The sequence below is a fragment of the Microbacterium sp. Bi121 genome, from assembly GCF_918698005.1.
Lineage (GTDB): Bacteria > Actinomycetota > Actinomycetes > Actinomycetales > Microbacteriaceae > Microbacterium.
This window is the reverse complement of record NZ_CAKKLJ010000001.1, coordinates 182,842-209,827: the sequence shown is the minus strand read 5'-3', so window position 1 is coordinate 209,827 and position 26,986 is coordinate 182,842. Positions and strand designations below refer to the sequence as shown.

The following is a 26,986-nucleotide window of genomic DNA, read 5'->3' as shown; positions in this document are numbered from 1 at the left end:
CCCTCACTCGGCGCCGCGTCCGCGCCGGAACGTCCATTCCGGCAGGACCGCGGCGTCGATGAGGGTGCACAGCAGTCGCGCGAGCGAGTAGCCGGGATCGATCTCGCCCACCGCGTTCAGGTAGTGCTGCGCGTGCGTCGCGCGACCGAGTGCCCAGGAGATCCAGGCGGCGAGCGTCAGAGGCGCCGATCGTGATGCCCGAGGCGCACTGGCGGCAGCGCGCCGGAGCACGTCGAGGGCGACCAGGAGGCGCTCAGCGTCCGGCGCTTCGCCCTGCCCGATGAACATCTGCCCGAGGTCGTCGGGCACAGCCCGACCCGTCGTCGAGAACGCGATCTGTGCGTCGAAGGCACGGATGCCGGTCGGCAGATCGGTCGCCCATTGCAGCAGCGCCGCATCCCGCAGAGGCGGGCGCTCCAGGCACCACAGGAGCGCACCGGTCACGAACGGCGGCAGCTCATCGGGGCGCGCGATCACGGTCTCGAAGAACATCGGGAGGTCGTCGGGCAGCAGCGCGGCCGCGAGAGCCTGAGGATTCTCGCGTTCGTCGTGGGTGCCGCCGTCGTGCGCGAGCACCTCCGACAGCTCGCGCAGCGCACGCCCGACCCGCTCCTTCTCCGCGAGGTCGACGACGGGGAGTTCGGCCCCGGCATCCTGATCGCCGGAGACGTCCGGGACGCCGGGGATCTCCGCACCCTGCTCGATCTCGTCCAGCGGGTTCAGTTCGGGGTCGTCGTCGAAGTAGCTCGACCAGCCGCACGGCATGACGCACAGCGCGTCGACGATGTGGAGGCCGGTGTCGACCGCGACGGCCAGCAGCTCCTCCATGGCGACCGTCTGCGGCAGGATCATGCCGTCAGGCGTGTGCAGCGGCAGATCATCCGTGTAGACGACGGCGGCGACGGCATCCATCCCGCTCACGCGGGACACGAGCCCGATCGCGGTATCGGCGTAGTCACCGAGTTCGACGTCGTCGCGCGGCAGGTCGATCCGCATCGCGCCGTGCGCACGGGACCGCTGAAACGGCACGAGAACGATGCTCTGCCGCGGGGTGAAGCCGGCCAGCGCCGGGACGAGGCCGAGGAAGTCGGCGGAATCAGTGGCTCGGAGGACTGTGTTCATGCCGCGAGTGTGGCCGGTCGCGCGTCGCGGAAACCGGCACTCACAGCCCTCAGCCCGAATCGCCCGCTGTGCAGGGCGAGTGGGATCCGCGTGCACGGCGACCGCGTACCATTGAGTCATGGACACGTTCTGGGCTGCCGTCGCTTGGTCGCTTCTGCCGACCGTCGCCGTCAGCGTGGTGTTCTTCTTCGTGGTGCGGGGCATCATCCGGTTCGACCGGACAGAGCGCAAGGTGCACGCTCAGATCGAAGCCGAGGAGCGCGCAGCGCGCGGTCTGCCGCCGCGCGCCTGATCGCGCGTCAGCGGCACCCAGTACGCTGAGTCAGATGCGCCGTACTCGGCGCCCGACACCGGATGCCGGGGGTGAAGCCGTTGGACCAGTGGCCGTGGTGGGTGCTCGCGATCGCCCTCGTGATCGACATCGCCATCCGCGTCACTGCGATCATCATCATCCCGCGCAATCGGCGCCCGACCGCGGCGATGGCCTGGTTGCTCGCGGTCTTCTTCATCCCCTACATCGGGGTGCTGCTCTTCCTGGTCATCGGGAACCCGCGACTGCCGCGTGCGCGTCGACGCAAGCAGGAGCAGATCAACCAGTACATCGCCGAGACGAGCGACCAGCTGCACTTCGGCACGCTGCGACCGCACGCCCCGCAGTGGCTGCGCTCGGTCGTCGCCATGAACCAGCATCTCGGAGCCCTGCCCATCTCGGGCGACAACGGCGCGCACCTGATCAGCGACTATCAGGAGTCACTGGATGCCATGGCGGAGGCGATCCGTGCGGCCGAAGAGTACGTGCACGTCGAGTTCTACATCCTGCAGTCCGACACCGCGACGGACAACTTCTTCCGCGCCATGGAAGAGGTCGCGGCCCGCGGCATCCCGGTCCGCGTGCTGCTCGACCACTGGGCGAACCGCTGGAAACCGCGCTATCGGGCCACGATCAAGCGCCTCGACGCGATGGGGGCGAGCTGGCACCTGCTGCTGCCGATGCAGCCCCTGAAGGGCCGGATGCAGCGCCCCGATCTGCGCAATCACCGCAAGCTCCTCGTGGTCGACGGCAAGGTCGGCTACCTCGGCTCGCAGAACGTGACCGACTCGACGTACAACCTGCCCAAGAACATCAAGCGCGGTCTGCACTGGGTCGACCTCATGGTGCGCGTCGACGGACCCATCGTGCTCAGCCTCAACGCGATCTTCCTCAGCGACTGGTACAGCGAGACCGACGAGATCCTCAGCGAGATCGACATCACGACGCCGGAGATCGGCACGGGCGACCTCGACTGCCAGATCGTGCCGTCCGGCCCGGGGTACGAGGTCGAGAACAACCTGCGGCTCTTCCTCGCGCTGCTGTACGGCGCGCAGGAGAAGATCATGATCGTCAGCCCGTACTTCGTTCCCGATGAGGCGCTTCTGCTCGCGGTCAGCTCGGCGTGCGATCGCGGCGTGCAGGTCGAGCTGTTCGTCTCGGAGGAGGGCGACCAGGCCGTCGTCTACCACGCGCAGCGCAGCTACTACGAGGCGCTGCTGCGCGCCGGCGTCCGGATCTGGATGTACCGCAAGCCCTACATCCTGCACACCAAGAGCCTGACGATCGACGACGAGATCGCCGTGATCGGTTCGAGCAACATGGACATGCGCTCGTTCGGCCTCAACCTCGAGGTGTCGATGCTCGTCCGCGGTGAGGAGTTCGTCGCCGAGGTGAGGGCCGTCGAAGACCAGTACCGCGCGCTCAGTCGGGAGCTGACGCTCGAGGAGTGGATGCAGCAGCCGCTGCGCTCCACCGTGCTCGACAACCTCGCCAGATTGACCTCTGCGCTGCAGTAGAGCGCGGGGTAACCTGAACGCATGATCACCTCGTCGCGCCTGGCCCTGTCCGCTGCCGCCGCGCTCGCCGCTGCCCTGCTGCTGGCCGGCTGTGCATCGTCGCCCGGCGAGCAGTCGCCGACGAGCAGCGGCACTCCTGACGACTCCGGGGCGTCCACCGCTCCGATCTCGGACGATGACCTGGAGGCGGCCTGGCTGGACGACGGGCGCATGTTCGCGATCGTGACCTGGGGGTCGTCGACCTGTGTTCCGGTCGTCGAGGAGGCATCCGCCGAAGGGCAGCGGGTCGCTGTGACGCTCGTGGATGCTCCGAGCGCCGACGGCGCGGAGCAGGCGTGCACCTCCGATCTCGCCCCGCGGGCGAGCATCGGCGCGCTGCCCGAAGGGGTCGATCCGACGAAGGACGTCGAGTTCACCGTGACGCTTGCGGATTTCACGGACGACGTCGACCTCGACGGCAACGCCGCGCTGACCGGCGTCCCCGGGCAGTCGACCGAGTTCGCACCCAGCGCGGGCTGGTTCGACGACGAGGGGATCGTGCTGCTGACGTGGGGCTCCTCCAGCTGCCCGCCGATCGTCGAGGGCGTCGAGGAGGCGTCGGGCGGCGCCACGGTCACCTTCACGACGGAAGACCGCGTCTGCACCATGGACATGGCGCCTCGGGCCACCGTTCTCGGTGTGAGCGAGACCGACGACGACGCGGACTTCACCCTGACCCTCGTCGGGGACAACCTTGACGGCACCGTGAGCGTGCTGCGCGGCTGAATCGACGACAGCACGCGCGGCCGTCAGAGCCCGTCGACGGGGTGCCCGTCCGGGAGCGCGAGCAGTAGGGCGCCCTGCGCGACGCGGCAGCGGATGCGCACGGCGAGGCCGAACTCGTCGCCGTCCAGCTCGATCGCCGTCGGCTCGATCGGGGCGACCTCGGCGGCCTGCCCGCGGAGGTACCGCACCGAGGCGTCCTTTCCTCGGCGCTGCAGTACGAGGCGCCCGGCGCGGAACCGCCGCAGCACCGAGTTGTCCCACCAGATCTTGCGCCAGACGCCGAGCCAGCCGAGTGGGCCCGTCGGCTGGATGATCGCGACATCCATCACCCCGTCGGCGATCGACGCCGAGGGGATCAGGGCGATCCCGGCGGGAAGCGTGCCGCAGTTGGCGAACAGCACGCTGTGCACCTTGGTCGAGTGCAGCCGCGATTCGTCGACCTGGTAGACGATGCGGAACGGCTTCGCGTTCGGCAGGGAGCGCGCGGCGCCGTCGACGTACGCGACCCAGCCGACGGACTTCTTCAGGTCGGGTCGGGTGTTGGCGATCATGTCGGCATCCAGCCCCATGCCGGCGAGCACGACGAAGGCGTGCTCGCTCGTCCCGCCGTCCTCGCGGGTGAGCTCGGCCCAGCCGATGTCGATCGGATGCCGGAAATCGCCGAGCGCGGCGCGGATCATGCGATCAGGATCCAGCAGCGGCAGGCCGAGATTGCGGGCGAGGAGGTTCCCGGTCCCGCTCGGCACGATGGCGAGCGGCACATCGGTGCCCGCCATGGCCTCCGCGACGGCGCGGACGGTGCCGTCGCCCCCGGCGACCAGCACCACATCGGCGCCGGCGGCGATCGCATCGTGTGTCGCCTGCTGACCGGCATCCTCGATCGTCGTCGGATAGAACATCGGAGCCGCCCAGTCGGCATCCTTCGAGTGGTGGCGCAGAGCGGTGCGCAGACGCTTCTCGTCGACCTTGATGGGGTTGTAGACGAGGGCCGCCTGGCGCTGCAGCGGCGTGGGCTTCGTCATGGCGTTCACTCTACGGCTCACGCCCGGAATGGGGCGCGAGCGCTGGCTAGACTTGAGGAATGATCGACCTCGCAATCCTTCGCGACCAGCCCGAGATCGTCCGCCGCTCGCAGGCAGCGCGCGGCAACGACGCCTCCACCGTCGACGCTGCGATCGAGGCGGATCGATCGCGCAGGGCCGCCCTGACCGCTTTCGAAGACCTCAGGGCCGAGCAGAACGCGTTCGGCAAGCAGGTCGCGAAGGCGCCCAAGGATGAGAAGGCGGCGCTCGTCGCCCAGGCCAAGGAGCTCGCCGACCGCGTCAAGCAGGCGCAGCAGGCGTCGAACGAGGCAGCGGATGCCGCGGCATCCGCCCTCGCACTCATCGAGAACGTCGTGATCGACGGCGTCCCCGCCGGCGGCGAGGAGAACTTCGTCGAGCTGCGCCGGGTCGGCGAGACGCCCGTCTTCGCCTTCGAGCCGCGCGACCATCTCGAACTCGGCGAGAAGCTCGGCGCGATCGACATGGAGCGCGGGGCGAAGGTGTCCGGTGCGCGGTTCTACTTCCTCAAGGGCATCGGTGCACGGCTCGAGATCGCACTGATGAACCTCGCGCTCGACAAGGCGCTGCAGAACGGCTTCACGCCGATGATCGTGCCGACGCTGGTGCGCCCGGAGATCATGCAGGGCACGGGCTTCCTCGGCGATCACGCCGACGAGGTCTACCACCTCGACAAGGACGACGATCTGTACCTCGTCGGCACCAGCGAGGTCGCGCTCGCCGGCTACCACAAGGACGAGATCGTCGATCTGCAGGGCGGCCCTCTTCGCTACGCCGGCTGGTCGACGTGCTACCGCCGTGAGGCGGGGTCGTACGGCAAGGACACCCGAGGCATCATCCGCGTGCACCAGTTCAACAAGCTGGAGATGTTCGTCTACACCACCCCGGAAGCCGCGGAGGAGGAGCACCTGCGCCTGGTCGCACTCCAGGAGGAGATGCTCACAGCGCTCGGGCTGTCGTACCGCGTCATCGACGTGGCCGCAGGAGATCTGGGGTCGAGCGCCGCGCGCAAGTACGACATCGAGGCATGGGTGCCGACGCAGAAGGCGTTCCGCGAGCTGACGTCGACCTCGAACTGCACGACGTTCCAGGCCCGCCGGCTCGATGTGCGGCACCGCCCCGCGACCGACGGCGCCGCGGGGAAGACGGAGCACGTCGCGACTCTGAACGGCACGCTCGCCACCACGCGGTGGATCGTCGCACTGCTCGAGACGCACCAGCAGGAGGACGGCTCGGTGCGCGTGCCGGAGGTGCTGCGCCCCTACCTGGGCGGACTCGAGGTTCTGGAGCCGCTGGCGTGACTTCTCCCTGGCTCGTCGGGCTCGACGTCGACGGCACGATCATCCTGCAGGATGAGTCGATGAGTCCCGGCGTCCCCGAGGCCGTCGCACGGGTTCGGGATGCCGGGCACGTCGTGACCATCGCCACCGGACGCAGCTGGGCTGCGACCGAGCGCTGGGTGGACGAGCTGCAGATCGTGGCCGACTTCGTGGTGTGCTCGAACGGCGCCGTCACGATGCGCCGCGTCGACGGCGGTTGGGAGCGGTGGCACGTCGAGACGTTCGACCCGAGCGCGGTGCTCTCGCTGCTCACCGAGCGGCTGCCGGAGGCCCACTACATGGTCGAACTCGATGACGGCACCCGCCTGTTCACCGGCGAGCTGGCCGACTGGACGCTCGACGGCGGCCGCAAGGTGGCGATCGACGAGCTGGCCGGTGAACCGGTGTCGCGCGTCGTCGTGGTGTCGCCCGGTCACGATGAGGACGACTTCCACCGCATCGTCGAGGAGACGGGTCTCAACGAGGTTTCGTACGCGATCGGGTGGACGGCGTGGCTCGACATCGCACCGCAGGGCGTCGACAAGGGCAGCGCCTTGGCGCGTGTCCACACCGAGCTCGGCTTGGCCGATGGTCGGGTGTTCGTCGCCGGTGACGGCCGCAACGACATCGGGATGTTCGGATGGGCACGGGAGCACGGTGGCCGTGCGATCGCGATGGGCCAGGCGCCGGACGAGGTCAAGGATGCTGCGACAGAGGTGACCGGCGACGTCGAGGAGGGCGGGCTCGCGCATGCGCTGGACTCGCTGCTGGTGCATCCAGGGCGTGCCCAGGTCAGGCCGCGATAATGAAAGCGGCTAGACTCGACCACTGATCGGCGGATTCGTCCGTCGATGGAGGGCTGTCCGAGCGGCCGATGGAGCTGGTCTTGAAAACCAGTGGGCAGAAATGTCTCGTGGGTTCGAATCCCACGCCCTCCGCAGATGTGAAAGGCACCGAGTGAGCGCGAAGATCCGTCGCCGCAAGACCGTGGCGCGCCACGGTCAGCTGCGGACCCCTGGTCCGCTCGGCCAGATTCTGAAGATCATCGGCATCGCCATGGCGGTCGTGCTCGTCAGCGGCGTGAGCGTCGCTGCCTTCGTCGCGAGCGACCTGCTCAACACGGCCACCGCCGACGCCGTGGAACTCGAGGGGCAGAAGCCCGTTCCGCCGGACCTCGGCGAGTACGAGGGCGGGTTCGACCTGCTGCTCGTCGGCACGGACAACTGCGAGCAGAAGTACGCGCACCTGTTCGGCGACCGCTGCTCGGGGCCCGACTCCGAGGGCACCCTCAACGACGTGAACATCCTCATGCACGTCTCGGAGGAACCGCGCCGCATCACCGCGGTGAGCTTCCCCCGCGACCTGATGCTCCCGATTCCGGAGTGCACCAGGGAGGACGGCAGCACCACGTACGCGATGAGCAAGCAGCCGCTCAACAGCGCGTACATGGACGCCGGCCTGAACTGCGTGGCCAAGACCATCTCCGAGCTCACCGGCCAGGACATCGAGTTCGCGGCATCCGTCACCTTCGGCGGCGTCATCGAGATCACCGATGCCATCGGCGGCGTCGACGTGTGCCTCGCGACCCCGATCAAGGACCGCTACACGGGCCTCGACATGGAGGCGGGAACGCACACCGTCAAGGGCCTGGAGGCGCTGCAGTTCCTGCGCACGAGGCACGGCGTCGGCGACGGCAGCGATCTCGGCCGCATCGGCAACCAGCAGCAGTACATGTCGAGCCTTGCTCGCAAGCTCATCAGCGGCGAGGTGCTCGGCAACGTGCCCGTCATGCTGCGTCTGGCGCACACCGCGCTGAGCAACCTCGAGGCCAGCACGTCGCTCACGAACCCGACGACGCTCGTGCAGATCGGTCTCGCCGTCAAGGACGTCCCGTTCGAGGACATCGTCTTCCTGCAGTACCCGACGTTCGAGGACCCGGCCGACGTCAACAAGGTCGTCCCCGACTACGACTCCTCCACGATCATGTGGGACGCGATCAACGCGAACAAGCAGCTGCAGGTCACGCACCAGAACACGTCGAACGACGGCGTCGTGATCGAGGATCAGCCTTCGACCGAGGAGCCGGGCGAGACGGCGACGCCGACGCCGACCGAGACGGCCGCGCCGAGCGATGGCGTCGAGGCGCTTCCGGACAACATCAAGGGCAACTCGGCTGCTCAGCAGACCTGCTCCAACGGAAACATCCGCTGACGGGTGCGGCCGCGGGTTGCACCCAGGGCCGCGAACCCTCAGCCTGAGAACTCGATCTCGGCGTTCTCGTCGTTCAGCACGATCACCGGTGTGACCGGCGAGAGCCCGGCTGCGACGATCTTCGCCGTGTCGAAGCGCAGCAGCGGCGTACCCGCCGTGACGTGGGCGTCCTTGTCCACCAGGGTCTCGAAGCCGGCGCCGTCCATCTTCACGGTGTCGACGCCGACGTGGATGAGCAGTTCGGTGCCGTCGTCCAGCCGCAGGGCCACCGCGTGGCTGGTCGGGAAGACGCCCTCGACGACGCCGTCGGCGGGCGCGATCACGAGATCCCCGCTCGGACGGATCGCCAGCCCAGGGCCCATGATCTCTTCCGCGAACGTGGGATCGGGAACCTCGGAGAGCGGCACCACCTGGCCCTGCAGCGGCTGACGCAGGACGAGCTTTCGGCCGGTGGTCGGGCGTGCGTCCGTGAGCACGGATCCGGCCGGGCCGGCCGGGGGAGCCGCCACGGGTTCGGCTTCGCCGGAGATCAGCCGGTCCATGGCATCCTTCACGAACTGCACGTTCAGGCCGTAGACGACCTGCACCGCCCGCCCGCCGGACTTCATCGTGCCGGCAGCGCCCGCGCGCTTCAGGGCCGCAGCATCCACCTTGTCGACGTCGGCGAGCTCCAGACGCAGCCGTGTCGTGCAGTTCTCCAACTGCGTGATGTTCTGCTTGCCGCCGAGCGCGTCGAGGAAGCGGCTGGCCGTCGCCAGGTAGCCGTCGTCGGATGCGCCGGTCGTGGCGGTCGTCTCGTCGATGTCGTCGTCCTCGCGACCGGGGGTCTTCAGGTTGAAGCGCTTGATCACGAAGTAAAACACGACGAAGTAGATGACGAACCAGAAGGCTCCGAGCACGATGATCAACCAGGGATTCTGCGCCATCGGATTGGCCCACCCGAGCACGAGGTCGATGAAACCTCCGGAGAATCCGAAGCCCATCCGCACCGGCAGGATCGCGGCGATCGCCATCGAGATGCCCATGAAGATCGCGTGGATCAGGTACAGCAGGGGAGCGAGGAACATGAAGGCGAATTCGAGGGGCTCCGTCACGCCGACGAAGAACGACGAGATCGCGCCGGAGAGCAGGATTCCGTACGCGATCTTCTTGCGCTTGGTCTTGGCGGTCAGGTACATCGCCAGTGCGGCACCCGGCAGGCCGAACATCATGACGGGGAAGAACCCGGTCATGTACTGGCCGGTCACACCGTAGGTGCCTTCACCTGCCAGGAAGTTGTTCAGATCGTTGATGCCGGCGACATCGAACCAGAACACCGAGTTCAAGGCGTGATGCAGGCCGACCGGGATCAGCAGCCGGTTGAGGAAGCCGTAGATGCCCGTGCCCACGGGGCCGAGCGTGACGATCCACTCGCCGAACATGACCAGGCCGCCGTACACGAACGGCCAGATGAAGAACAGGGCGATGGCGAGCACGAGCGAGACACCGGCTGTGACGATCGCGACGGAGCGCTTGCCCGAGAAGAACGACAGCGCGTCCGGCAGCTTGGTGTCTTTGAACCGGTCGTAGCACCACGCGCCGATGAGACCGCAGATGATGCCGACGAACACGTTCTGCACCTTCAGGAACGCGGGGTCGACCTCGTTCACGTCTCCTGAGCCGGTCAGCAGCATGACGGTCTCCGGCTTGAGCAGCGTCGTGACCGTGAGCCACGACACCAGGCCGGCGAGCGCTGATGTGCCATCGGATTTGCTCGCCATGCCCAGCGAGATGCCGATCGCGAACAGCAGTGCCATGTTGTCGAGCAGTGCGCCGCCCGCCGCGCTGAGGAAGGCGGAGACGATGTTGTCGCCGGCGGCGGACTTGATCCAGTATCCGATTCCGGAGAGGATCGCGGCCACCGGCAGCACGGCCACCGGGAGCATGATCGACCGGCCGAGCCGTTGCATGAACTTCATCTGACATCTCCTCATCGAGAGCGGACAACGCTGGGTCACGATACTCCCCGAGGCGCGCGCACGGGGATGCGACGGGCTGATCTGTGGATGGATTCTGTCTCAGCTTCGCGACCCGTTATGATGGCTAAGCGCGTCCGATCGCATCGGACGCCTGGAGACGTCGCATAGTCAGGCCTAGTGCACCACCCTGCTAAGGTGGAGTCCTCGCAAGGGGACCGAGGGTTCAAATCCCTCCGTCTCCGCAAAAAATCCCGGTCAAGGGATATATCCCGAAACCATTTGAATCAGGCTTGCGGCCTCTGCTGTGTCGAGTCGGGTTTTTTCGTCATGGTCGTACGACTGTGAGCGCGGATCCCAGTCTGACCGCCCCGACCTTGCTCGCCGGGTCGTGTTGCACGTCCAAGGCGAGCCGCGTCGCCCGCTACTTCTATTCCTCGCTGTACTTCCGTGGTGCTGCCATGACTCGCACCCTTGCCTCTTGTTCCGGACTCTTGGAGTCTCACGTAGTGCGAGCGTCCGGACGCTTGCGTGACTCGAGTCGGGGAGGAATACGCCGGTCGCGGGCAAAGAGCCAGCCCCGGTATGCGAAGCGGCCGTGAGACCTACGGTCACCTGACACGCCGGTTGCATTCGACAGCTGGTGAAGACGACAGGAGATCCGATGTTCTTCCACAAGCAGGAGATGCAGTTCCAAGCCAGTCCCGGCAAGCCGGATGCAATCTTCGCGCGTCGAATGCAGGAGGTGCTCGGTGGCCAGTACGGGGAGATCACGGTCGCGATGCAGTACGGCTTCCAGGCCTGGAACGCACACCTTCCCGGAAAGTATCGCGACCTGCTCTACGGAATCGGGGCTGAGGAGTTCGGTCACGTAGAGATGCTCGCCATCATGATTGCGCAACTGCTGGAGAAGGCTCCCGTCGAGCAATCTGAAGCGGCCGCGGCATCCGACCCCGTCCTCGGCGCGGTCATCGGAGGCATGGATGTGCAGGCGGCAATCGTCGCCGGTGCCGGCGTCCGGCCGGTCGACAGCAACGGAAATCCGTGGCAGGGATCGTACGTGACCGCGAGCGGGAACTTGCTGGCAGATTTCACCGCGAACGCGAACGCCGAGATGCAGGGCAGGCTTCAGGTCGCGCGCATCTACAACATGACCGACGATCACGGTGTGCGCGAGTTGCTGTCGTTTCTGCTGGCCCGCGACACGATGCATCAGAACCAGTGGATCCGTGCCGCCCAGGAAGTGCGTGAAGAGGGCACCGAAGACATTCCCGTGCCAATCAACTTCCCCTTGTCTCAGGAGGCGCGTGACGTGAGCTACCAGTACATCAACTTCTCCGACGGTGCGGCCGCAGCCGAGGGATCCTGGGCGTCGGGGCCCACCCCGGACGGCAAAGGCGAGTTCACGTACCTCGATGGTCCCGAGACCACGGTGCCGATGCCTCCGCCGACACAGCCCGACCCTCGTTTCTACGGGACGGATGCCAAGCCGAACTCGACCGACAAGGCCATGGGCGTGGTCGAAGACAAGCTCAGCGACAAGTAGGACGCGAAGTACTCCGCCCACAATGACCGGTAGATGAACCTTGAAGCAGGTCCTGTGCGCTCAGCATCATCGCGATGTTGGCTGGGTGTGCGCCCGGCGGCGGAGGGCACGTGCGCGCAGCATCCCACGAGCGCGCCTCTCGATGGCTCTTACGCCGCCGCCGACCCGGCAGTACACTGCCGTCGAGGGCCACACCCGAGCGCCCGAATCGCCGTGGCGTCGCCAGGCCGGCGCGCAGATGACAACGCCCTCGAACAGAGGTGCATCATGTTCGAGAATCTCATGGCGACCGCCGTGCTTCCTGCGGCGGATCTCGACCGTGCCCGGCGCTGGTGGCACGACGTTCTGGGCCGCGACCCGGTGTACGCCGAGCCCGAGTCGGGCAGCCTCTTCTACGCCATCGGCGACATGACCGTGCTGGTGTACAGCACCGACTTCGCCGGCACGGCACAGAACACCGCACTCAACCTCGTGACCGATGACCTCGACCGTGACACGACGGCCCTGCGGACCAACGGTGTCGTGTTCCACGACTACGACCTCCCGGGGCTGAAGACCGTGGACGGCATCGCCGATCTGGGCGGTCTGCGCAGCGCGTGGTTCAGCGACAGCGAAGGAAACATCATCGCGATCGGCGAGCCAGCACCCGAGATGGTCGAGATGATGATGAAGCGGAGCACAGGAACAGCGGGCTGAGCGCGTCGGCTCTAGAACGTGAGTTGCCTGGGGTCGTATCGGACGGGCCGTTCGGACCGGGCGACCACTGTTCGCAACGCCTCACGGTCGTTGCTGACGACCCCGAGCGCTCGCGCCTGCACGAGTACATTTCCGAGCGCGGTCGCCTCGACGGGCCCGGCGAGCACTGGCAGTCCTGATCGGTCGGCAGTCGCCTGACAGAGAGGCCGGTTGAGTGAACCGCCCCCGACGATGTGGATGCTGTCGACCGCGCGCCCTGCCAGCTCGCCGGCTGTCCGCACGGCATCCGCGAAAGCGTCCGCGATCGATTCGAGGATCGTCCGCACGAACGCTGCCCGATCGCCGGGAACCTCCGCGCCCGAGGCGTCGAGCAGCGCGGCGATCCGCCCCGGCATGTCGCCGGGGGCGCTGAGCGACGCATCGTTCGCGTCGAACAGCGGCACCTCGCCCGTCACCTCGGTCGCGTCGGCGAGCAACTCGGGCAGGTCGACGGTGGCCCCGTCGTCTTCGCCCCACGCGCGGATCGTCTCGCTCAGCAGCCACAGCCCGGTGACGTTGTGGAGGAATCGGATGCGACCGTCGACGCCCAGCTCGTTGGTGAAGTTCGCCGCGCGCGCGGCATCCGTCAGCGCCGGTTCATCGAGTTCGAGTCCGACCAGACCCCAGGTTCCGCACGAGATGTACGCGGCGTGCGGCGACGACAGCGGAGCGGCCGCCACGGCGGATGCGGTGTCATGCGAGCCGACGGCGATGACGGGCAGGTCCGCGCCGATGCGCGAGGCGACCTCGGGGCGCAGCCGTGCGATCGTCTCTCCGGGGCTCACGAGCTCCGGGAGGATGCGGGACGGGATGCCGAGACGCTCGGCGAGCTCGAGGTCCCACTCCGACGTGCGCACGTCGAGAAGCCCGGTGGTCGACGCGTTCGTGCGCTCGGCGACGCGCCTCCCGGTCAGCAGGTAAGCGATGAGGTCCGGGATCAGGAGCGCGGCATCCGCGTCGTCGAGATCGCGATCGACGCGGTACTGGTACAGCGTGTTGAATGACAGGAACTGCAGTCCGTTGCGCCGGTACAGCTCTTCGACGGGGACGATCTCGTGCACCTCGGCGACCCCGCGCTCGGTGCGCGCGTCACGGTAGTGGAAGGGCTCGCCCACGAGCTCGCCGTCGCGCAGCAACCCGTAGTCGACGGCCCACGAATCGATGCCGATGCTCTCGATCGCCGGCTCACGGCGCACCGCCTCCGCGAGCCCCGCGATCACGTTCTCGTACAGGGCGTCGAAGTCCCAGTGCAGTCCGTCCTCTCGTTCGACGGGGCCGTTCGGGAACCGCGAGACCAGTTCGAGCTCCACCGCGTCAGCGCTCACACGCCCGATGACCACGCGCCCGCTCGTGGCGCCCAGGTCGACCGCCGCGACGGCGCGGGCGGTCATCGCAGGAACGCCGCGGCGACGCCGGAGTCGACGGGGATGTGCAGGCCGGTCGTGCGGGACAGTTCGGGGCCGGTCAGGGCGTACACGGCATCCGCCACGTTCTCGGGCACGACCTCGCGCTTGAGGATCGTGCGGTTCGCGTAGAACTGTCCGAGGTCCTCCTCCGCGACGCCGTAGGTGGCCGCGCGGTTCGCGCCCCAGCCGGAGGCGAAGATGCCGGAGCCTCGGACGACGCCGTCCGGGTTGATTCCGTTGACGCGGATGCCGTGCTCGCCGAGCTCGACCGCCAGCAGCCGCACCTGGTGCGCCTGGTCGGCCTTCGTCGCCGAGTAGGCGATGTTGTTCGGACCGGCGAACACGGAGTTCTTCGACGAGATGTAGATGATGTCGCCGCCGAGCTTCTGGTCGATGAGGATGTGAGCTGCGGCCTTCGAGACGAGGAACGACCCCTTGGCCATGACGTCGTGCTGCAGGTCCCAGTCCTTCTCCGTGGTCTCCAGCAGCGGCTTCGACAGCGAGAGCCCGGCGTTGTTGACGACGAGATCGACACCGCCGAAGGCGAGGACGGCCTCGTTCAACGCGGCCTGCACGGCGTCGGCGTCCGCGACGTTGGCGGCGACGCCGATCGCGACGTCCGAGCCGCCGAGCTCGGCAGCTGCCGCCTGTGCCTTCTCGAGGTCGAGGTCGGCGATCACGACGCACGCGCCCTCGGCGGCGAGACGGGTCGCGATGGCCTTGCCGATGCCGGATGCCGCGCCGGTGACGAACGCGATGCGCCCCTGGTGGGTCTTCGGCTTCGGCATCCGCTGCAGCTTGGCCTCTTCCAGCGCCCAGTACTCGATGCGGAACTTCTCGGCGTCGGAGATGGGGGAGTAGGTGGAGAGCGCCTCCGCTCCGCGCATGACGTTGATGGCGTTGACGTAGAACTCGCCGGCCACCCGCGCGGTCTGCTTGTTCGCGCCGTAGGAGAACATCCCGACGCCGGGGATCAGCACGATGAGCGGGTCGGCGCCGCGGATCGCGGGGGACTCCGCGGTGGCGTGCGCGTCGTAGTACGCCTGGTAGTCGGCGCGGTACTCCGCGTGCAGCTCGTGCAGGCGCGCGATCTGCTCGTCGGCGGACGCGGTCGCCGGCAGGTCGAGGATGAGCGGCTTGACCTTGGTGCGCAGGAAGTGATCGGGGCAGCTCGTGCCGAGAGCAGCGAGCTCGGGAGCGTGCTCGGACGCCAGGAAGTCGAGCACGACCTCGGAGTCGGTGAAGTGGCCGACCATGGGCTTGTCCGTCGACGCGATCCCGCGGATGGTGCCGGCCACAGCCGCAGCGCGCTCGCGGCGCTCGGGCGCGGGAAGGGCCTCGTAGCCGGTGCGGACGCCGCCGAACGGCTCGGACTTGCCCTCCGCTGCGATGTACGCCGCCGCCGTGTCGATGATCCACAGCGAGTTGACTTCGGCCTCCTCGGAGGTGTCGCCCCAGGCAGTTATGCCGTGGCCGCCGAGGATGCAGCCGATCGCCTGCGGGTTCTGCTTCTTGATCTCGGCGATGTCCAGGCCGAGCTGGAATCCTGGACGCCGCCACGGCACCCAGACGACCTTCTCGCCGAAGATCTTCGTCGTCAGTGCCGGCCCGTCGGCAGCGGTCGCGATCGCGATGCCGCTGTCGGGATGCAGGTGATCGACGTGCGCGGCATCCACGAGTCCGTGCATCGCGGTGTCGATCGACGGAGCGGCGCCTCCTTTGCCGTGCAGGCAGTAGTCGAAAGCGGCGACCATCTCGTCCTCACGGTCGACGCCGGGGTACACGTCGGCCAGGGCGCGCATGCGGTCGAGGCGCAGCACGGCGAGGCCCTGCTCGGTGAGCGTGCCCAGGTCTCCGCCCGAGCCCTTCACCCACAGCAGCTCGACAGGCTGCCCTGTCACAGGGTCGGTTTCGGTGCCCTTGGCGGAAGTGTTGCCGCCGGCGTAGTTGGTGTTCTTCGGGTCGGCGCCCAGCCGGTTGCTGCGCGCGATGAGTTCGGCGGCGGTGGGGTTCGTCATGGTCACGCCCCCCAGCCGGCCTGGGTTCCGCCGACGCGATCGGCGGCGATCTTCTGCTGGTAACCGGATGCCGCATACGCGGCCATCGGGTCGGCATCCAGCCCGCGGGACTCGCGCCATTCGGCCAGGGCAGGGCGGACGTCGGTGTAGAACGCGTCCATGAAGACGGCGTTCGCCGCGAGCACGTCGCCGGAGCGCTGCGCAGCGGTGAGGGCGTCACGATCGACGAGCAGTGCCCGCGCCGTCATCTCCTGCACGTTGAGGACCGAGCGGATCTGCCCGGGGATCTTGTCCTCGACGTTGTGGCACTGATCGAGCATGAAGGCCACTTCGGGGTTGTTCAGGCCGCCGCCGCGGATGACCTCGAAGAGGATCCGGAACAGCTGGAACGGGTCTGCCGCCCCGACGATCAGATCGTCGTCGGCGTAGAAGCGGGAGTTGAAGTCGAACGAGCCGAGCTTCCCGAGGCGCAGCAGCTGCATGACGATGAACTCGATGTTCGTGCCCGGCGCGTGGTGACCGGTGTCCAGGCACACCATCGCCTTGTCTCCGAGCGCGCTGACCTGCGCGTACGAGGTCCCCCAGTCGGGAACATCGGTGTGGTAGAACGCCGGCTCGAAGAACTTGTACTCCAGCACCAGGCGCTGGTCGTCGCCCAGGCGCGCGTAGATCTTCTGGAGCGACCCCTGCAGGCGGTCCTGACGTCCTCGGAGGTCGGCCTGGCCGGGGTAGTTCGATCCCTCGGCGAGCCAGATCTTCAGGTCGCGGCTGCCCGTGGCATCCATCACGTCGATGCATGCCAGGTGGTGATCGATGGCCTTCTGGCGCACGGCCGCGTCCTCGTGGGTGAGGGCGCCGAACTTGTAGTCGTCGTCCTGGAACGTGTTCGAGTTGACGGTTCCGAGCTCGACCCCGTGGTCCTCGGCGTGCTTGCGCAGGTCGTCGAAGGAGTCGACCAGGTCCCACGGGATGTGCAGCGCGACGGTCGGGGCGAGGGCGGTGTGCTTGTGCACCTGCGCGGCATCCGCGATCTTCTCGAACGGATCGCGTGGCGTGCCGGGAGTGCCGAACACCTTGAAGCGAGTGCCGGAGTTCCCGAACGCCCAGCTGGGCAGCTCGATCGACTGCTTCTCGAGCTCTGCGAGGACCGAGGGGGAGAGGATGCTCATGGCGTGGGGCTTTCGTTGTCGAGGGGGTGGGCGCAGCGCTGCTCCACCAGGTGGAAGATCTCTGCGAGCGGGGTGGATGCCTGATCCGGTCGACCGTCGAGGTCGAGGAAGAACCGGCTCATCTCGGCCTCCCAACGGGCCGCGACGGAGGATGCGGCGAGGTAAGCCTGCGATGCGGCATCGTCATCGGTCTCGTAGTAGCCGATGAGCATGCCCGCGTCGCCGAGGAACAGCGAGTAGTTCCGGCGTCCGGATGCTTCGATCTCGGCGAGCATCTCGGGCCAGACCGGTGTGTGCCTGGCGACGTACTCGTCGACGAGGTCGGGTCTGATCTGCAGCTGGAAGCAGACGCGGGTCATGGTCATCCTTCGATCGGGGTGCCTGGCCGGCGCGTGTGCACCGGCCAGGCGGGCGACTCAGAAGTCGAAGTCGCCGATGTTGTCCGCGTCGAACACGAACGGGTCGCCGAGCAGCACGGTGCCGTCGGCTCCGACGGTGTATTCGCCGAGGTCGCCAGCGTCGAAGGTGTCGCCCTCGGCGCCGGTGATGTCACCGGCGATCAGCGCCTGCGCGGCGAACGCGGCCAGGTAGCCGAGGTCCTCCGGGTTCCACAGCGCGAATGCCGTGACGGTGCCGTCCTCGACGTACTCGCGCATCTGGTTCGGCGTGCCGAGACCGGTCAGCGCGACCTTGCCCTTGTAGTCCGAGGTGGACAGGTAGCGTGCGGCTGCCGCGATGCCGACCGTCGTGGGCGAGACGATGCCCTTGAGGTCGGGGTGCGACTGCAGCAGAGCCGCAGTCTTGTCGAACGAGGTCTGGTCGTCGTCGTCGCCGTAGACGGTCTCGACGAGCGTGATGTCGGGGTACTCCGAGGCCACGTACTCGGTCATCAGGTCGATCCAGGCGTTCTGGTTCGTCGCGTTGGCCGCAGCGGACAAGATCGCGACCTCGCCGGCTCCGCCGATCTGGTCGGCGATGAGGTCGATCTGCACCTTCGCGATGCCCTCGGCGTCGGCCTGGTTGATGAACAGGTCGCGGCAGTCGGCGTTCGTATCGGAGTCGAACGTGACGACCTTGACGCCGGCATCCCGAGCCTCGTTGAGTGCGTCGCAGATGGCCTGCGGGTCGTTCGCCGAGACGACGAGCGCACCGACGCCCTGCTGGGTCGCGGTGTTGATGTAACTGACCTGGGCGTCGGGGGTGGCTTCGGCGGGGCCGACCTCCTGGAACGTTCCGCCGAACTCCTCGACGGCTGCCTTGCCGCCCTTGCTCGAGGTGTCGAAGTACGGGTTGCCGAGGTTCTTGGGCAGGAAGGTGACAGCCAGGTTGGCATCGCCGCCACCATCACCCTCGCCACCTCCGCCGCCGGTGCTGGCGGCACAACCGGACAGGGCGACGGCGGCCGCCACAGCGAGGGCGGCGATCGCAGTCACACGCTTGCGTGCAAACGTCATTGTTCTTTCCTTTCGTGGGTGGATGCCGCGGGCGCGACATCCTTCGGCGTTATGGAGCTGTGCGCGCCGAGAGCTGTGCGGCTCGGCCGGCGCCGTGCCTTCTGCAACCAGATGAGGACGCTGGCGGCGACGACCGAGATGACGAGCAGGACCCCGGTGATGATGTTGATCACGTCGGAGGTGACGTTCATCAGGCGCAGAGCGCTTGCGAGCGCTCCGATGAGGAACGCGGCCGCGATGACGCCGTAGATCTTGCCGCGTCCGCCGAAGACCGAGACGCCGCCGAGGACCACAGCGGCGATGACCTGCAGTTCGAGACCGGTGGCGTTGTCGCCTCGCGCGCTGCCGAATCGCAGGGTGTAGAAGATGCCGGCGAAGGCGGCGACTGTTCCCGAGAGTACGAACAGGACGAACTTCGTCTGCTCGACGTGCACGCCCGAGAACCGTGCGGCCTCCTTGGAGAGCCCAATGGAGTAGACGCCGCGGCCGAACGGGGTGAAGTGCAGCAGGATCGCGAACACCGCGACGAGCACGAGGAACGGAATCGCGATCAGCGGAATCGGCGTGCCCTCGATCTTCGCCTTCGCCAGGGTCGTCCAGAATTCCGGGAAGTCGGTCACCGCGGTGCTGCCGAGCAGTCCGACCGCGAGTCCGCGGAACAGCGCGAGCGTTCCGATCGTGACGGCGAGGGAGGGCAGGCCGACCACGGTCACGAGGAACCCGTTGAACGCGCCACCGACCACGCCGACGAACAGAGCCGCGAGAGCGGCGACCTCGAATGGCATCCCGCCCTGCACGAGGGCGCCGGTGACGACGCTCGACAGGCCCACCATGCTGCCCACGGACAGGTCGATCTCGCCGGTGATCATGACGAGCGTCATCGGCAGCGCGATCAACAGGATCGGCGCGATGTCGAGGACGAGATAGGTGAGCGTGATCGGCTGCCCGAACCCGCGGATGCTCGCCGAGGAGACGATGATCACGAGGGCGAGCAGGCCGACGATCGCAGCCTCCGGCGTGAGCAGCAGACGTCGCCAGAGCGGCTTGTCGAAGTCGCGGATCACGCGCGTCGCCGCGGTGCTGGTGGCGGTGGTCATGATTCGTCCCTCGCTTCGATGAGCTTCCGTTTCTGCCTGACGGCGAGGACGCGGTCGAGCACGATGGCCCCGATGATGAGCGCGCCGACGACGGCGCGCTGCCAGAAGTCGGGGATGCCGAGGATCGGCAGTGCGCGGTTGATGGTGAGCAGCAGCATCGCGCCGATCGCGGCGCCCCACACGGAACCGACGCCACCGGTGATCGCGACACCGCCGATGACGGCCGCACCGACCGCCTCGAGTTCCCACCCCGCTCCGGCCTGCGAGCTGATCGTGCCGTAGCGGGCCGCGTAGAAGACGCCGGCGAGACCTGCCAGTGCTCCGGAGAGCACGAACGCCGTCAGCACTCGACGCGTCACCTGCAGGCCGTACAGCTCGGCGGCGGCAGGATCGGAGCCGATCGCGTAGTACTCGCGGCCGGTCCGGGTGTTCTTGAGGTACCAGGCCGCGGCGGCCAGCATGATGACGGCGACGATCGCGAGCAGCGGGATGCCGACGATCTGCGCGGTGCCCAGCTGCAGGAAGTCGCGTGGCATGTCCGAGGCGTTGACGCGGTCGCTGCCCGCCCACAGCACGTTGATGCCGCGGTACGCGTAGAGGGTGCCGAGCGTGATGACCATGGCGGGAACCTTCGCGAAAGCGACCAGAGCGCCGTTGATCAGCCCGAGCAGAGCTCCGAACAGGACGGCCGCGACGACGACGACCACGATCGGGATGCCAGGGATGTCGATGAACAGGCGCCCGGTCAGGTAGGCGGTCAGGCCCATCACCGAGCCGACGGACAGATCGACGTTCCGCGTGATCAGCACGATGGCCTGGCCGACCGCGACGAGCACGAGGATCGACGGCGTCAGCAGCAGGTCGCGCCAGCCGTCGGTGCTGAAGAGGAACTTCGGGTTGCCCACTGTGGCGGCGACGATGACGAGCACGAGAGCGAGCAGGATGCCGAACTCTCGCGCCCTGCCGAGCACGGAGAGTCGCTTGGTCATCGCGGAGACGGGGATGGCGGTGGTCACGACTGCGCCTCCGATGCGTGCGTAGCGGCAAACATGACGTTCTCGGATGTGGCCTCCGAGCGGGAGATCTCGGCGGTGATCCGGCCCTCGCGCATGACGAGGACACGATCGGCCATGCCGAGGATCTCTGGCAGTTCGGACGAGATCATGAGGATGCCCATGCCCTGGCCTGCGAGCTCGGACAGCAGTCGGTGCACCTCGGATTTCGTGCCGACGTCGATGCCTCTGGTCGGTTCATCGATGATCAGCACCTGCGGCGAAGTCGCGAGCCACTTCGCGAGGACGACCTTCTGCTGGTTGCCGCCCGACAGCGTGGCGGCCACAGTGTCGAGCGCCTGGGTCTTGACCTCGAGGCGGCTCGCCCATTCCTTCGCGGCGCGGTTCTCGATGCCGGTGGTGAGAAGCCCTGCACGCGCGAGCTGCCGGCGGATCGCGAGTGTGATGTTGCCGCCCACGCCGGATTCGATCACGAGCCCCTGCTTGCGACGGTCCTCCGGGACGAGGGCGATCCCGGCTCGCATGGCCTCGGTGGGGCTGCTGCGACGGATGCGCTCGCCGCGCATCCGCACGCTGCCCTCGCGATAGGGGTCGACGCCGAAGACGGCGCGGACGACTTCGCTGCGGCCCGCGCCGACGAGCCCGGCGAGGCCGACGATCTCACCGGAGTGCACGGTGAAAGAGATGTCGTGGAAGACGCCGGGCATGTCGAGTCCGTCGACTTCGAGCAACGGCTCGCCGACGGCGGTCTCCTGCTTGGGGAAGAGCTCAGTGACCTCGCGCCCGACCATCTGCCTGACGATCTCGTCGACGCTCGTTTCGGCGATCGGACTCGTGGCGATGTAGGCGCCGTCGCGCATCACCGTGATGGTGTCGCACAATGCGAAGACCTCGTCGAAGCGATGCGAGATGAAGATGAGAGCGCGGCCCTCATCGCGAAGGCTCCTGGCGATGGCGAACAGCCGGTCGACCTCGACGCCCGAGAGCGCAGCGGTCGGCTCGTCCATGATGAGCAGGCTCGCGTCGAGGGAGACGGCCTTGGCGATCTCGATGACCTGCTGGTCGGCGATCGACAGGCCCTCAGCCGGGCGGTCGGGGTCGATCGTGACGCCCAATCGGGTGAACAGCCGCTCGACCTCGTGGCGCATGGCCTTGCGGTCGATGCGGCCGAACCGCCCGATCGGCTGCCGTCCCATGAAGATGTTCTCGGTGACCGACAGGTCGGGGAAGAGCGTCGGCTCCTGGTAGATCACGGCGATCCCCGCTGCCTTCGACTGCGCGGTCGAGGTGAAGTCGACCTCGTCGCCGTGCAGCCGGAACGACCCGCCGTCGCGCTGGTAGAGGCCGGCGACGATCTTCACGAGCGTCGACTTGCCTGCGCCGTTCTCTCCGACCAGCGCGTGGATCGAGCCGCCGTCCACGGCGATCGTGCCGGAGCGCAGCGCGATGACGGAACCGAACGCCTTCTGGACGTCCGTCAGTTCCAGCACCGGTTCTGGTGACACTGGGGGCATGTCGCTCTCTTCGTTGAGGGAATGAATCGTTTCATTTCGGTATGCGACTGACACTAGGCTGTGCTTTGATTACATGTCAAGACGGCGAATCGGCCTGTGACTGATTCGTTTCATTCACGAGGGGGTCGCCCATGGTCAGTGTGCGAGACGTCGCTGTCGATGCCCGCGTTTCCGTCGGCACCGTGTCGAACGTCTTGAACCGGCCGGAGAAGGTGGCTCCGGACACCGTTGCGAAGGTGCACGCTTCGATCGCCCGCCTCGGTTTCGTGCGCAACGACGCCGCTCGACAGCTCCGAGCAGGACGGAGCAAGTCGATCGGACTCGTGGTCCTCGACATCCGCAACCCGTTCTTCGCCGAGGTCGTCCGGGGCGCAGAGGAGCGCGCAGCCGAACACGGGTACTCCGTCCTCGTGGCGAACAGCGACGAGAAGCAGCAGCGTGAGGCCACGCACCTCGACCTGTTCGAGGAGCAGCGTGTCGCCGGTGTGCTCATCACCCCCGTGGAGGAGGCGCTGCCCCGGTTGGAGCGCATGCGCGAGCACGGCATCCCGTCGGTGCTCGTCGACCGTGAGTCGCACGACTCCCGGTTCTGCTCCGTCGCCGTCGATGACGTCATGGGCGGAAGGATCGCGGCCGCGCACCTGCTCGATCAGGGGCGACGCCGACTGGCGCTGGTCGGCGGCCCTGCCGCGCTCCGTCAGGTCTCCGACCGACTCCGCGGTGCACAGGATGCCGCGGCAGAGCGCGGCGTCGGCGTCGAGTTCATCGCCAGCGACGCGCTCAGCGTCGAAGAGGGGCGCCGAGCAGGCGAGCGCATCCTCGCTCGAGGGCCGGCGGATCGGCCGGATGCGATCTTCGCCGCGAACGACCTTCTCGCGCTCGGGCTGCTGCAGAGCCTGGTGATGACCGGAGACGTGCGCGTCCCCGACGACATCGCGCTGATCGGCTACGACGACATCGACTACGCCGCCGCCGCCGTCATCCCGCTCAGCTCCGTACGCCAGCCTGCGGCGCTCATCGGCTCGACGGCCGTCGATCTCCTGCTCGGCACTGATCATCCGGCCGACGAGCACGTGCTGTTCGAACCGGAGCTGGTGGCCAGGGCATCGACGCAAGGAGCATGAGCGTTCGCGCGAGTGATTCCGGCAGCCTATTCTGCATAACCTGCAGAATTGCAGAGCGTGCAATAATGCGGAGATGCAACAACCGGAAGGTCTGAGAGCCCGCAAGCAGCGGCAGACGCGGGATGCGATCCACCGCGCCGCTGTCGATCTGGCGCTGGAACTCGGGCCGGAGGGGGCGACGGTCGCCGAGATCAGTGCCCGAGTCGACATCTCTCCGCGCACCTTCTTCAACTACTACCCGACCAAGGAAGACGCGATCGTCGGCCTGCACGAGGGCCTGCCGAGCGACGACGAACTCGACGAGCTGCGCGCCGGCACATCCGACGATCTCATCGGCGACATCCTCACGCTCATGATCGGAGTCTTCACGCCCAGCGATGAGACTCTCCTCGAGCAGCGCAAGGCGCTCATCGCGAAGCATCCGCAGCTCATTCAACGGCAGTGGGCACGGATGATCGGCGTCGAGCAGCGCATCGCCGGCGCCGTCGCCGAACGGATGCGAGTCGCGGGCGCCTTCGGAGACGTGGAAGACATCGAGGACGCTGCACGCGCCCTGGTCGTGACCTGCAACGCGGTGCTGCGCCTCAGCATCCGCAAGGTCGTCACCGACCACACCTCGACCGCCGGCATCCGGCCGCACGTCGACGAGACTCTGCACGCTCTTCGAGAGGTACTGCGTACGCTGCCATGACCACGACGACACGCCCCCGCTCGCACGAATCGCGCAAGGGCATCATCCTGCTCTTCATCGGGCTCGTGCTGGCGATGCTGCTCGCCTCCCTCAGCCAGACCGTGCTCAGCGCCGCGATGCCCACGATGGTGGGTGAGCTCGGCGGCGTCGACCAGATGCTCTGGGTGATGACCGCCTACATCCTCGCCTCGACCATCATGATGCCGATCTACGGCAAGATGAGCGACCTCATCGGCCGCAAAGGGCCGATGATCTTCGCGATCGTGACGTTCATGGCGGGATCCGTCGTCGGCGCGCTCGCCCCCGACATGACGGTGCTCATCGCCGGGCGCATCGTCCAGGGGCTCGGCGGCGGCGGCCTCATCATCCTTTCGCAGGCGATCATCGCCGACGTCGTCCCGGCCCGCCAACGAGGAAAGTACATGGGCATCATCGGCGCGGTCTTCGCCGTGTCGTCTGTTGCCGGTCCTCTTCTCGGCGGCTGGCTCACCGAAGAGGTCGACTGGCGCTGGACCTTCTGGATGAACATCCCGCTCGGCATCCTCGCGCTCGTGGCCGCGATCACCCTGCTGCATCTGCCGAAGGGTACGAACTCCAAGCCGAAGATCGACGTGCTCGGCATGATGACCCTGGCTGGGGCGACCGCCTCCCTGATCCTGGTCGCATCGTGGGGCGGCAACGACTACGAATGGACGTCCCCGGTCATCCTGTCGCTCATCGCGGCGACCGTCGTGCTCGCCGTCCTGTTCGTCTTCGCGGAGCGGCGCGCGGCCGAGCCGATCATGCCGTTGGCGATGTTCCGCGAACGCAACTTCGCCCTTGCGACGACGGCTGGTCTGCTCATCGGGGTCGCCATGTTCGGTGCGATCGGGTACCTCCCCACGTACCTGCAGATGACTTTCGGAGAGGATGCGACGACCGCCGGCATCCTCATGGTGCCGATGATGGGGATGATGCTCGTCACCTCCCTCGTCAGCGGATGGCTCGTGAGCCGGTACGGCCGCTACAAGTGGATGCCGATCGTCGGCGCCTCGCTCGTCGCACTCGCACTCGTGCTTCTGGGCATGATGACGCCGGAGACGCCCCTCTGGCGGTTCTGCATCGACGTGGGCCTGCTGGGAATGGGACTCGGCATCAACATGCAGATCCTCGTGCTGATCGTGCAGAACTCCTTCCCGAACAGGGTTGTCGGCACCGCGACCGCGGCGAACAACTTCTTCCGTCAGATCGGCGCATCGCTCGGCAGTGCGGTGATCGGCAGCCTGTTCGCACTGCGGCTGGTGAACATCATCGACGAACGCCTCCCGGCCGGTGGAGCTGAGACCCAGGTGGGCGACATCGCCTCACTGACTCCGCACAGCGTGCTGGAGCTGCCGGCATCCGTGCGGGATATCGTCGTGCACGGATACAACGACGCCCTGACCCCGCTCCTGCTCGGCATGGCACCGCTCGCCGTCATCGCCGTCGTGCTGCTCTGCTTCATCAAGGAAGTCCCGCTGAAGACGACGGTCGAACGCGACATCGTGCCCGACATCGTCAGCGAGGGGCATCTCGAACTCAACGGGCGAACACAGCACCCGGGTTCATGATCCGCTGCGGGTCGAGCGCCTGCTTGATGCGCTCGTTGAGCTCGAGCACGTCGTCGCCGAGATAGTCGCCGAGCCACGGCTGTTTGAGCCGGCCGACACCGTGCTCACCGGTGATCGTGCCTTCCAATGAGATCGCGAGCGCCATCACCTCGCCGTACGCGACGTGCGCACGCTCGCGCTGCGCATCATCGGCCGGATCGAACACGAGAACCGGATGCGTGTTGCCGTCGCCGGCGTGCGCCAGCACGGCGATCGTCAGCTCGTTCCGCGCGGCGATCTCGGCGATCCCGAGCACGAGATCACCGAGCCGCGGAATCGGCACTCCGACGTCCTCGAGCAGGATCGTGCCCATCCGCTCGATCGCCGGGATCGCCATCCGCCGCGCCTGCACGAACGCCTCGCCCTCGTCGGGGTCCGAAGTGGCGAAGCACTCCGTCGCGCCCTGCGCCAGGCAGATCGCCTCGATCGTCGCGATCTCCTCGGCTGCGGCATCCGCGTGACTGTCCGACTGGATGACGAGCATCGCCGCGGCATCCACGTCCAGACCCATCCGAGTCGCGGCCTCGACCGCGCGGATCGTCGGGCGATCCATGAATTCGAGCATCGACGGCCGTGTCGACTTCGTCATCTCGATGACCGCACCCGTGGCGCCCTCGAGCGTGGGGAAGACGGCGACGAGCGTCGTCGGCGGCAGCTGCGCCGGTACGAGCCGCAGGATGACCTCGGTGATCACGCCGAGCGTCCCCTCGCTCCCGACGAACAGTTTCGTCAGGGAGAGCCCTGCGACATCCTTCACCCGTGGTCCGCCGAGGCGCACGGCGCGACCGTCCGCGAGCACGACGGTCATTCCCAGCACGTAGTCCGTCGTGACGCCGTACTTGACGCAGCACAGGCCGCCGGCGTTCGTCGCGACGTTCCCGCCGATCGAGCAGAACTCGAACGACGACGGGTCGGGCGGGTACCAGAGGCCGTGAGCGGATGCCGCGGCCTTCACCTCCGCGTTGAACGCCCCCGGCTGCACGACAGCCATGCGCGTGTCCGCATCGATCGCAATCGAGCGCATCCGATCCAGAGACAGCACGATCGCGCCGTCGACGGCCGAGCTTCCACCGGACAGCCCGGAGCCCGCTCCGCGCGGGATCACCGCCGTCCCGGTCTCCGCGGCGAGCCGCACGACTGCCTGCACGTCCTCCGTCGACGTCGCGCGCACGACGGCCAGCGGCATTCCGGCCGATGGATCGTTCGCACGATCCCACCGGTAGGCATCCATCGACGCGGGGTCGGTGATCACCGCACCATCGGGGAGAGCGTCGATCAGCCTGTCGGCCACGGGCAACGTTGTCTCTGGCATGCACGTCCTTCCTGCCAGC

Annotated in this window: 23 protein-coding genes and 2 tRNA genes; 13 read left to right on the top strand and 12 right to left on the bottom strand. The window is 67.5% G+C overall.

What is annotated here, in order from left to right; all coding sequences use genetic code 11:
- Positions 1–3: 3 nt before the first annotated feature.
- Positions 4–1,122 carry a DUF4192 family protein gene (locus LQZ87_RS01030; protein ID WP_230101584.1) on the bottom strand — a complete coding sequence of 373 codons (1,119 nt, stop codon included), beginning with the start codon at positions 1,120–1,122 and terminating at the stop codon, positions 4–6.
- 118 nt (positions 1,123–1,240) lie between these two features.
- Here LQZ87_RS01030 and LQZ87_RS01025 point away from each other — a divergent pair, with 118 nt between their 5' ends.
- From LQZ87_RS01025 to LQZ87_RS01015, 3 genes are all read left to right on the top strand, one after another.
- A complete protein-coding gene (locus LQZ87_RS01025; protein ID WP_230101583.1) occupies positions 1,241–1,414 on the top strand; it encodes a hypothetical protein in 174 nt (57 codons plus the stop codon).
- An 80-nt stretch (positions 1,415–1,494) separates the two neighbouring features.
- Positions 1,495–2,949, top strand: coding sequence for a cardiolipin synthase (gene cls, locus LQZ87_RS01020; RefSeq protein ID WP_230101920.1), 1,455 nt, complete (start codon positions 1,495–1,497; stop codon positions 2,947–2,949).
- A gap of 21 nt (positions 2,950–2,970) precedes the next feature.
- Positions 2,971–3,714 (top strand): hypothetical protein, encoded by a 744-nt coding sequence (locus LQZ87_RS01015; RefSeq protein ID WP_230101582.1) that lies wholly within the window; start codon positions 2,971–2,973, stop codon positions 3,712–3,714.
- A gap of 23 nt (positions 3,715–3,737) precedes the next feature.
- Here the strand turns inward: LQZ87_RS01015 and LQZ87_RS01010 are convergent, their stop codons facing one another.
- On the bottom strand, positions 3,738–4,736 hold the full coding sequence (locus LQZ87_RS01010) for a diacylglycerol kinase family protein (RefSeq protein WP_230101581.1): 999 nt from the start codon (positions 4,734–4,736) through the stop codon (positions 3,738–3,740).
- A gap of 59 nt (positions 4,737–4,795) precedes the next feature.
- Between LQZ87_RS01010 and serS the strand changes: the two genes are divergently transcribed.
- The 4 genes from serS to LQZ87_RS00990 all read left to right on the top strand — a co-directional run bounded on the left by serS (position 4,796) and on the right by LQZ87_RS00990 (position 8,305).
- A complete protein-coding gene (gene serS, locus LQZ87_RS01005) occupies positions 4,796–6,076 on the top strand; it encodes a serine--tRNA ligase (protein WP_230101580.1) in 1,281 nt (426 codons plus the stop codon).
- Positions 6,073–6,900 (top strand): HAD family hydrolase, encoded by an 828-nt coding sequence (locus LQZ87_RS01000; RefSeq protein WP_230101579.1) that lies wholly within the window; start codon positions 6,073–6,075, stop codon positions 6,898–6,900. The genes serS and LQZ87_RS01000 overlap by 4 nt, the downstream gene beginning before the upstream one ends.
- A 47-nt stretch (positions 6,901–6,947) precedes the next feature.
- A tRNA-Ser gene (locus LQZ87_RS00995) sits at positions 6,948–7,032 on the top strand.
- Between the two features lie 19 nt (positions 7,033–7,051).
- Positions 7,052–8,305: an LCP family protein gene (locus tag LQZ87_RS00990; protein WP_230101578.1), complete on the top strand. Its 1,254-nt coding sequence runs from the start codon at positions 7,052–7,054 to the stop codon at positions 8,303–8,305.
- 38 nt (positions 8,306–8,343) lie between these two features.
- Here the strand turns inward: LQZ87_RS00990 and nagE are convergent, their stop codons facing one another.
- Complete coding sequence (gene nagE / locus LQZ87_RS00985) at positions 8,344–10,263, bottom strand: N-acetylglucosamine-specific PTS transporter subunit IIBC (protein ID WP_230101577.1); 1,920 nt, start codon at positions 10,261–10,263, stop codon at positions 8,344–8,346.
- Positions 10,264–10,416: 153 nt separating this feature from the next.
- Here nagE and LQZ87_RS00980 point away from each other — a divergent pair.
- The 3 genes from LQZ87_RS00980 (at position 10,417) to LQZ87_RS00970 (ending at position 12,502) form a co-directional block, all read left to right on the top strand.
- Positions 10,417–10,505: transfer RNA gene (locus LQZ87_RS00980), tRNA-Ser, on the top strand.
- Between the two features lie 419 nt (positions 10,506–10,924).
- A complete protein-coding gene (locus LQZ87_RS00975; RefSeq protein WP_230101576.1) occupies positions 10,925–11,806 on the top strand; it encodes a manganese catalase family protein in 882 nt (293 codons plus the stop codon).
- Positions 11,807–12,073: 267 nt separating this feature from the next.
- Positions 12,074–12,502, top strand: coding sequence for a VOC family protein (locus tag LQZ87_RS00970; RefSeq protein WP_230101575.1), 429 nt, complete (start codon positions 12,074–12,076; stop codon positions 12,500–12,502).
- Positions 12,503–12,513: 11 nt separating this feature from the next.
- Here the strand turns inward: LQZ87_RS00970 and LQZ87_RS00965 are convergent, their stop codons facing one another.
- From LQZ87_RS00965 to LQZ87_RS00930, 8 genes are read right to left on the bottom strand one after another with little or no spacing between them, the layout of a single operon-like run.
- Positions 12,514–13,932: a rhamnulokinase family protein gene (locus LQZ87_RS00965; RefSeq protein WP_230101574.1), complete on the bottom strand. Its 1,419-nt coding sequence runs from the start codon at positions 13,930–13,932 to the stop codon at positions 12,514–12,516.
- Positions 13,929–15,965: a bifunctional aldolase/short-chain dehydrogenase gene (locus tag LQZ87_RS00960; protein ID WP_230101573.1), complete on the bottom strand. Its 2,037-nt coding sequence runs from the start codon at positions 15,963–15,965 to the stop codon at positions 13,929–13,931. The genes LQZ87_RS00965 and LQZ87_RS00960 overlap by 4 nt, the downstream gene beginning before the upstream one ends.
- 2 nt (positions 15,966–15,967) lie before the next feature.
- Positions 15,968–17,134, bottom strand: a complete 1,167-nt coding sequence (gene rhaI / locus LQZ87_RS00955; protein WP_230101572.1) for an L-rhamnose isomerase — start codon at positions 17,132–17,134, stop codon at positions 15,968–15,970.
- On the bottom strand, positions 17,131–17,493 hold the full coding sequence (locus tag LQZ87_RS00950; protein WP_230101571.1) for an L-rhamnose mutarotase: 363 nt from the start codon (positions 17,491–17,493) through the stop codon (positions 17,131–17,133). The genes rhaI and LQZ87_RS00950 overlap by 4 nt, the downstream gene beginning before the upstream one ends.
- A gap of 57 nt (positions 17,494–17,550) precedes the next feature.
- Positions 17,551–18,588 carry a rhamnose ABC transporter substrate-binding protein gene (gene rhaS, locus LQZ87_RS00945; RefSeq protein ID WP_230101570.1) on the bottom strand — a complete coding sequence of 346 codons (1,038 nt, stop codon included), beginning with the start codon at positions 18,586–18,588 and terminating at the stop codon, positions 17,551–17,553.
- Positions 18,585–19,685, bottom strand: a complete 1,101-nt coding sequence (locus tag LQZ87_RS00940; protein ID WP_230101569.1) for an ABC transporter permease — start codon at positions 19,683–19,685, stop codon at positions 18,585–18,587. Before LQZ87_RS00940 ends, rhaS begins: the two co-directional genes overlap by 4 nt.
- On the bottom strand, positions 19,682–20,674 hold the full coding sequence (locus LQZ87_RS00935; RefSeq protein WP_230101919.1) for an ABC transporter permease: 993 nt from the start codon (positions 20,672–20,674) through the stop codon (positions 19,682–19,684). The genes LQZ87_RS00940 and LQZ87_RS00935 overlap by 4 nt, the downstream gene beginning before the upstream one ends.
- Positions 20,675–20,697: 23 nt before the next feature.
- The gene (locus LQZ87_RS00930) at positions 20,698–22,212 is read right to left on the bottom strand and encodes a sugar ABC transporter ATP-binding protein (RefSeq protein WP_230101568.1); all 1,515 of its coding nucleotides are present in this window, start codon (positions 22,210–22,212) and stop codon (positions 20,698–20,700) included.
- Positions 22,213–22,343: 131 nt separating this feature from the next.
- Here LQZ87_RS00930 and LQZ87_RS00925 point away from each other — a divergent pair, with 131 nt between their 5' ends.
- The 3 genes from LQZ87_RS00925 to LQZ87_RS00915 all read left to right on the top strand — a co-directional run bounded on the left by LQZ87_RS00925 (position 22,344) and on the right by LQZ87_RS00915 (position 25,616).
- The gene (locus tag LQZ87_RS00925) at positions 22,344–23,336 is read left to right on the top strand and encodes a LacI family DNA-binding transcriptional regulator (protein WP_230101567.1); all 993 of its coding nucleotides are present in this window, start codon (positions 22,344–22,346) and stop codon (positions 23,334–23,336) included.
- Positions 23,337–23,409: 73 nt separating this feature from the next.
- Entirely contained in the window at positions 23,410–24,027 is a 618-nt protein-coding gene (locus LQZ87_RS00920) for a TetR/AcrR family transcriptional regulator (RefSeq protein WP_230101566.1), read from the top strand.
- Positions 24,024–25,616 (top strand): MDR family MFS transporter, encoded by a 1,593-nt coding sequence (locus LQZ87_RS00915; protein WP_230101565.1) that lies wholly within the window; start codon positions 24,024–24,026, stop codon positions 25,614–25,616. Before LQZ87_RS00920 ends, LQZ87_RS00915 begins: the two co-directional genes overlap by 4 nt.
- Here the strand turns inward: LQZ87_RS00915 and LQZ87_RS00910 are convergent.
- A complete protein-coding gene (locus LQZ87_RS00910) occupies positions 25,585–26,967 on the bottom strand; it encodes an FAD-linked oxidase C-terminal domain-containing protein (RefSeq protein WP_230101564.1) in 1,383 nt (460 codons plus the stop codon). The two genes, LQZ87_RS00915 and LQZ87_RS00910, sit on opposite strands and share 32 nt — an antisense overlap.
- Positions 26,968–26,986 lie beyond the last annotated feature (19 nt).